The organism is Blautia sp. AF19-10LB (assembly GCF_003461245.1).
GTDB lineage: Bacteria > Bacillota > Clostridia > Lachnospirales > Lachnospiraceae > Blautia_A > Blautia_A intestinihominis.
Window position 1 is genome coordinate 1 of the sequence record NZ_QTWS01000073.1, and the last position, 5,647, is coordinate 5,647.

Genomic DNA, 5,647 nt, shown 5'->3' on the forward strand with positions numbered 1-5,647 from the left:
GAAACCGGAAGCAGCCGAACAAAGACTTGCCAATCTTTTATCCGAAGTTATGTATGAGGATTCTGAATCGGTATAGTAAGACAACCGGAGTTGTGATATACTTACACGCAAGAAGCATTTCAACAGTTCCGATTGTCTGATATCGAAAGGAGAAATACAATTATGGCAAAAGGATCTGTTAGAAAAAAAGGAAAAAAATGGTACTATCGCTTCTATGTAGAAGATGCAAGCGGTAAAATGGTTCAGAAAGAATATGCTGGAACCGAAAGTAAAAGTGAGACGGAAAAACTTCTCCGCAAAGCACTGGAAGATTACGAAAATAAGAAGTTTGTCGCAAAGGCAGACAGCCTTACGGTAGGAGAGCTTCTGGATATGTGGGCGGAAGAAGAACTGAAAACCGGGACACTCAGCAACGGCACAGTGGAAAATTATCTTGGTGCAATCCGCTGTATCAAAAAACACCCGATTGCAGACCGCAAACTGAAAACAGTTACTGCCGAACATTTACAGGCATTTCTTGATCTGCTTACATTCGGTGGTGAGTTTCCAGACGGGAAAGTAAGAAAGGGATACAGCAAAGATTATATACATTCTTTTTCCGCAGTGTTACAGCAGTCATTCCGTTTTGCAGTATTTCCAAAACAACTAATCAGTTTCAATCCGATGCAATATATCAAACTGAAACGACAGGCAGAGGAAGTTGACCTCTTTTCCGATGATGAAGTGGAAGAAGGCACACAGCCGATTTCACACGAGGATTACGAGCGACTTATCAAGTATCTGGAAAAGAAAAACCCACCTGCCATTCTGCCGATTCAGATTGCGTATTATGCCGGGCTCCGTATCGGAGAAACCTGTGGTCTTACATGGCAGGACATTAACCTTGAGGAACAATGCCTGACCATAAAACGCAGTATCCGCTACGACGGCATAAAACACAAAAACATTATCGGACCAACGAAACGGAAGAAAGTAAGGATTGTTGATTTTGGCGATACTCTGACTGAAATATTAAAAGCTGCCAGAAAGGAACAACTCAAAAACCGGATGCAGTATGGCGAATTATATCACCGCAATTACTACAAAGAAGTTCATGTGAAAAACAGAGTCTATTATGAATACTATCATCTTGCCGGAACACAGGAAGTCCCGGCAGATTACAAAGAAATCTCCTTTGTCTGCTTAAGACCGGATGGCTCTTTGGAACTGCCGAGTACACTCAGCATTGTATGCAGATCAGTGTCAAAAAAACTGGAAGGATTTGAAGATTTCCATTTCCACCAGTTACGTCACACCTACACCAGCAATCTGCTTTCCAATGGGGCTGCACCGAAAGATGTACAGGAACTGTTAGGACACTCTGATGTCAGTACCACAATGAATATTTACGCTCACTCAACAAGAAAAGCAAAGCGGGATTCCGCAAGACTTCTTGATAAAGTAGTGAGCAATGCTTAACTAAAAATTTCCCTTATTTCCCTTGCGGATTCCGCATAAGGGCAAAAATAAGGGAAAATACATATCATTTCACTATCTAAGAGGCTGTAAGCCTTGAAAAATAAGGAAAGTTCAGGAAATCTCTCCACAAATCCAGATTGTGAGTGATAAACTGGTCTTCTCTCTTATATTCTGAAACAATCTCTGCCTGCCAGCCAAGGAATTCTTCCACCAGACTTCTCTGGTATTTTGCAAACTCTGCCCCCAGGCTTCCATTGATCGTACCGCGCACATCCGGAAAATCTTCCCAGGCATTGATGCGATTGCTCCAGTAATCCAGACCGAATTCATGATTCATGGCATCCAGATCATTATGAAATTTCTCCCGGAGATATTTCACAAAACTGAGCTGCACATTCTTGCCTGCAGTTCCATAATATTTCGTTTCATTATCAAGCTGGAATCCGATCACACATTTTCGGTGTGCAGAAACTTCCATCAGCTTGCGGATGACTCTTTCAGCATGATAGCGATAGACCGGATGTGTGATGTCCATGATCTGTCTCGCACCATAGATTCCTCTGCCTTTGACCGTCTCCGCCAGCACACCCGGATATGCCTTCACCATCCAGGTCGGTACTGCATAAGTCGGAGTCCCTATGATTACGTTAATTTCCGCCTCTTCCATCGCATCCATTACACGGATCACATGTGAAAAGTCAAAAACACCTTCCTGCGGTTCACAGGTGCTCCATGTAGACTCTGCAATCCGAACCGCATTGATCCCGGCTTTTTTCATCATGGCAACATCTTTCTCCAGCCGGTCATACGGCATATATTCATCGTAATATGCTGCCCCATAGAGTAACTCCCTCATAATACAATGCCCCCTGTCATTCACTCATGTATTTCCAGCGGCAGCCCATCCGGATCCTGGAAAAATGTCATCTTTTTACCTGTATAGTCATCTATTCGAACAGGCTCCGTAGCAATCCCTCTGGCATTTAATTCTTTTACCATTTCTTCTACACTATCCACCTTAAATTGAACATATTTTCCTCCGTATTCTTCTGACTTGATCAGAATACATTTCGCATCTGTCTACATCAATAATAAACTGCTTTATCCCTTCTATGCAACTCTTTTATTGTTAATGTTCACTTCAGCGGTCCTGGCAATCAGTCCTCTCTCTGATTATCTGCTTGGATTGGATGATCCTCTTCCGTATATTTCTCTATTTCTGTCGTTGTTACCCGTTTGATATGTTGTTTTTTCAAGCGCAGATACACGTATTCCCGAAAAATAGTATAAAATACCGACAGCAGTGGGATGAAAACAAGCATGCCTACAATCCCCATAAGATTTCCACCGATTGTAACTGCTGCCAGCACCCAGATTGATGGAAGCCCTACAGATTCACCAACAACATGCGGATAGATCAGATTTCCTTCAATCTGCTGCAGCACCAGAAATACTATTATAAATAAAATTGCCTGCTTCGGGCTTACCATAAAGATCAAAAAGCCTCCTACTGCACATCCGATGAAAGCCCCGAAAATAGGAATCAATGCTGTAAATGCAATTAACACTCCAATCAAAAGTGCATATGGCATCCTCAAAATACTCAGTGTGATAACAAACATACATCCGAGAATCACAGCTTCCAGGCACTGACCTGTAAGAAAGTTTGCAAATGTCCGATATGTCAGAGAACAGACTTTAAGAAAAGCATCTGCTTTTTGTTGTGGAAGAAATGCGAAAAATACTTTTCTGATCTGTAAGTGCAGCTTTTCTTTCTGAAAAAGGACATAACAGGCAAAAGAAAAGGCAATAAAAAAAGTCGCTAATCCACTGACTATGGAACCCACAGCTGACATCGTCGTATTCATCATATTTCCGGCACCGTTGCCAAGAAGACTTATTCCCCACCTGATTGCCCGATCCGGATCAAACTGTATCTGATCTACCAGTTTCATAATTTCCTGGTTATTATGGAAAAATTCTCGAATCCAGCTTTGCATCTGCGGAATAAAGTCAGAAATGCTCATCATCAAAGTTCCCATTGTTCGCGTAAGCTGCGGAATCACTCCGAACATCACCAATGCGATCACACCAACTATTAATACAATAGTAAGAAGCAGACTTGTTGGTCTTGCCAGTTTTCCTGCTATCTTATTTTCCTTTTTTACATTTTTAAAAATTGTCTTTTCCAAAAAGCTCATTGGCACATTCGTCAGAAATGCGATTGCTCCACCAAGTATAAACGGAAATATAATCCCCCAAATTGCTTTCAACACACCGAGCACCACATCAAACTTCCACAGGGCAACCACAAGAAATGTCGTAAACACAATCAGCTCCCTGATTTTTTTTATAGATATTTTGCTTAAATCCACTATTTTCTCCTTTTTTTAATCTTTATCTGTTACTCCAAGCTTATTGACTGCTATGTAGAGTCACGGCTGTTATTCTATCCTATCATCGAAAATGCCATAACCACAACTCCCAATATCACCAGGATCACTCCCGTCGCACGGTTCAATGTCTTTGGAGTTGCTTTGTTGGCAAATACCGCTGCGATTCTGGCCCAAAGAAATGTAAAGATTACACACAAAATCCATACCGACCAGTCTGGTGTACCGCCGATGGCGAAATGGGAGACGGCTCCGGTAAAAGCCGTGAAGGTCATAATAAATACGCTGGTTCCCACAGCTGTCTTCAATTCGTAACCAAGAACCGATGTCAGGATCAGAAGCATCATCATACCACCGCCGGCACCGATAAAACCACAGATAAAGCCTATCAGAATACCACAGATGACAGACTGCATGGCACGTTTTTTTTCAGATATCTGTGTCATGGCTTCCTTCGTAGTCATGACCGGACGAACGATAAATTTAATACCAAGAAGGAAGGTCATAAAAACAGAGAAGTTTCCCATTGTTGTGGATGGTACCAGGCTTGATACATAGCTTCCAAATATCGTAAACAACAGCACGGTAACCATCATGATCAGACCATTTTTCACATCCAGATTCTTATTTTTTCCATAGGTATATGCAGACACGGCACTCGCCAGTACATCCGAAGACAGGGCAATTCCCACTGCCATGTATGGATCCATTCCCAAAAAGGTAATCAGCATAGGACTGATAACCGCTGCCGCACTCATACCGGCGAATCCGGTACCAAGACCAGCACCCATACCGGCAAAAAATGTAACAATGACAGTTAATAAAACACTCATTTCTTTTTGTTCTCCTTTTGATAAATATTCAAATTCTCCTCTGTCTGTTCCATCACATGTTCGAAGATTTTCCGTGACTCCTCAGGCACTCCGGAAAACAACATTTCAAAAAATGCCTTCTGTATCTCACATCCCTGCTTCCATACATGTGCTGCTTTCTCCGTACAGATCAACTCTGTCTTTCTCCGGTCTCCCGGCACCTCCTGACGCTCAAGGTATCCTTCCTGCACCAGTCGTTCCACATGGACAGATACCAGATTTGCCTTGATTCCACGAAACTTTACAATATCTGCAGCATTTTTGTACTGTGGATTATTTTTCAGAAACATCAGTATATCCAACGAAGTCTGCGAGATGCCAGTCTGCTGACACAGAGGACTGCACAGCTGGTTATAGAGTTCCAGCAATTTATGTACATATTCTATACTTACCATTTTGTCTTTTTCCTTTCTTATGTTTTTGAATTATTCATTTTTAGAATGTTCATTTTTGAAGTATTTTAGCACAAAGTTTTTCCCCATACAAGCTTATATGTTCACTGGATTAAAAAAGCACATCTATGCCCTCAACAGGTATAAATGTGCTTTTCTTATGCATATCTCTTACAGATACTGGCTGAATTCTACTTTTTCTTTATTTGGTCCTTCGATTGTAAAGAATTTCACTCCATTTTCCCAAAATGGCAGGAAATGGATCGTATCCTTTGTAGTGTTTAATCCTTCCTGGTTGATAAGTTCATAAGTCTTCTCGATATCTTTCACATCAAGTGCAATGTGATCGACTGCCCCTGATTTCATGGCTGCGTCCTTGCTCTCATACGTCTCGATCACAAGAGAAGCAACTTTTAAAAAGACCACTCTGTCACCCAATGTCATTAAGTTATCATAGGCAAGCTGATTTGGCATTTGCCCAGAAACAGGTTGAGGAGTTCTCTTCAGCCTGTTTTCTATTTTTGCCAAACAC

General features: G+C 41.7%; 5 protein-coding genes and 3 pseudogenes. 2 read left to right on the forward strand and 6 right to left on the reverse strand.

The genetic code is table 11. The annotated features are described in order from the left end of the window. Positions 1-76 (forward strand): annotated as a pseudogene (locus tag DWX28_RS18850) (helix-turn-helix domain-containing protein); the annotation flags it as partial. An 86-nt stretch (positions 77-162) separates the two neighbouring features. After that, the gene (locus DWX28_RS18855; protein WP_108817231.1) at positions 163-1,458 is read left to right on the forward strand and encodes a tyrosine-type recombinase/integrase; all 1,296 of its coding nucleotides are present in this window, start codon (positions 163-165) and stop codon (positions 1,456-1,458) included. Positions 1,459-1,573: 115 nt separating this feature from the next. On the opposite strand, the pseudogene DWX28_RS18860 reads toward DWX28_RS18855, so the two are convergent. The 6 genes and pseudogenes from DWX28_RS18860 to DWX28_RS18885 all read right to left on the reverse strand — a co-directional run. Further along, positions 1,574-2,314 (reverse strand): annotated as a pseudogene (locus DWX28_RS18860) (beta-galactosidase); the annotation flags it as partial. Positions 2,315-2,334: 20 nt separating this feature from the next. Next, positions 2,335-2,481 (reverse strand): annotated as a pseudogene (locus DWX28_RS18865) (VOC family protein); the annotation flags it as partial. Positions 2,482-2,615: 134 nt separating this feature from the next. Further along, entirely contained in the window at positions 2,616-3,833 is a 1,218-nt protein-coding gene (locus DWX28_RS18870) for an AI-2E family transporter (RefSeq protein ID WP_173906247.1), read from the reverse strand. Positions 3,834-3,907: 74 nt separating this feature from the next. After that, positions 3,908-4,684: a sulfite exporter TauE/SafE family protein gene (locus DWX28_RS18875; RefSeq protein WP_118254694.1), complete on the reverse strand. Its 777-nt coding sequence runs from the start codon at positions 4,682-4,684 to the stop codon at positions 3,908-3,910. Further along, the gene (locus DWX28_RS18880) at positions 4,681-5,118 is read right to left on the reverse strand and encodes a MarR family winged helix-turn-helix transcriptional regulator (protein WP_118254697.1); all 438 of its coding nucleotides are present in this window, start codon (positions 5,116-5,118) and stop codon (positions 4,681-4,683) included. The genes DWX28_RS18875 and DWX28_RS18880 overlap by 4 nt, the downstream gene beginning before the upstream one ends. A 168-nt stretch (positions 5,119-5,286) precedes the next feature. Continuing rightward, positions 5,287-5,643, reverse strand: a complete 357-nt coding sequence (locus tag DWX28_RS18885; protein WP_243002504.1) for a VOC family protein — start codon at positions 5,641-5,643, stop codon at positions 5,287-5,289. Between the last annotated feature and the right edge of the window lie 4 nt (positions 5,644-5,647).

What these genes read in the sequence shown, in the direction of transcription:
- DWX28_RS18855 (WP_108817231.1), top strand. Translation starts at nt 163, where the DNA reads ATGGCAAAAGGATCTGTTAGAAAAAAAGGAAAAAAATGGTACTATCGC.
- DWX28_RS18875 (WP_118254694.1), bottom strand. Translation starts at nt 4,684, where the DNA reads ATGAGTGTTTTATTAACTGTCATTGTTACATTTTTTGCCGGTATGGGT.
- DWX28_RS18880 (WP_118254697.1), bottom strand. Translation starts at nt 5,118, where the DNA reads ATGGTAAGTATAGAATATGTACATAAATTGCTGGAACTCTATAACCAG.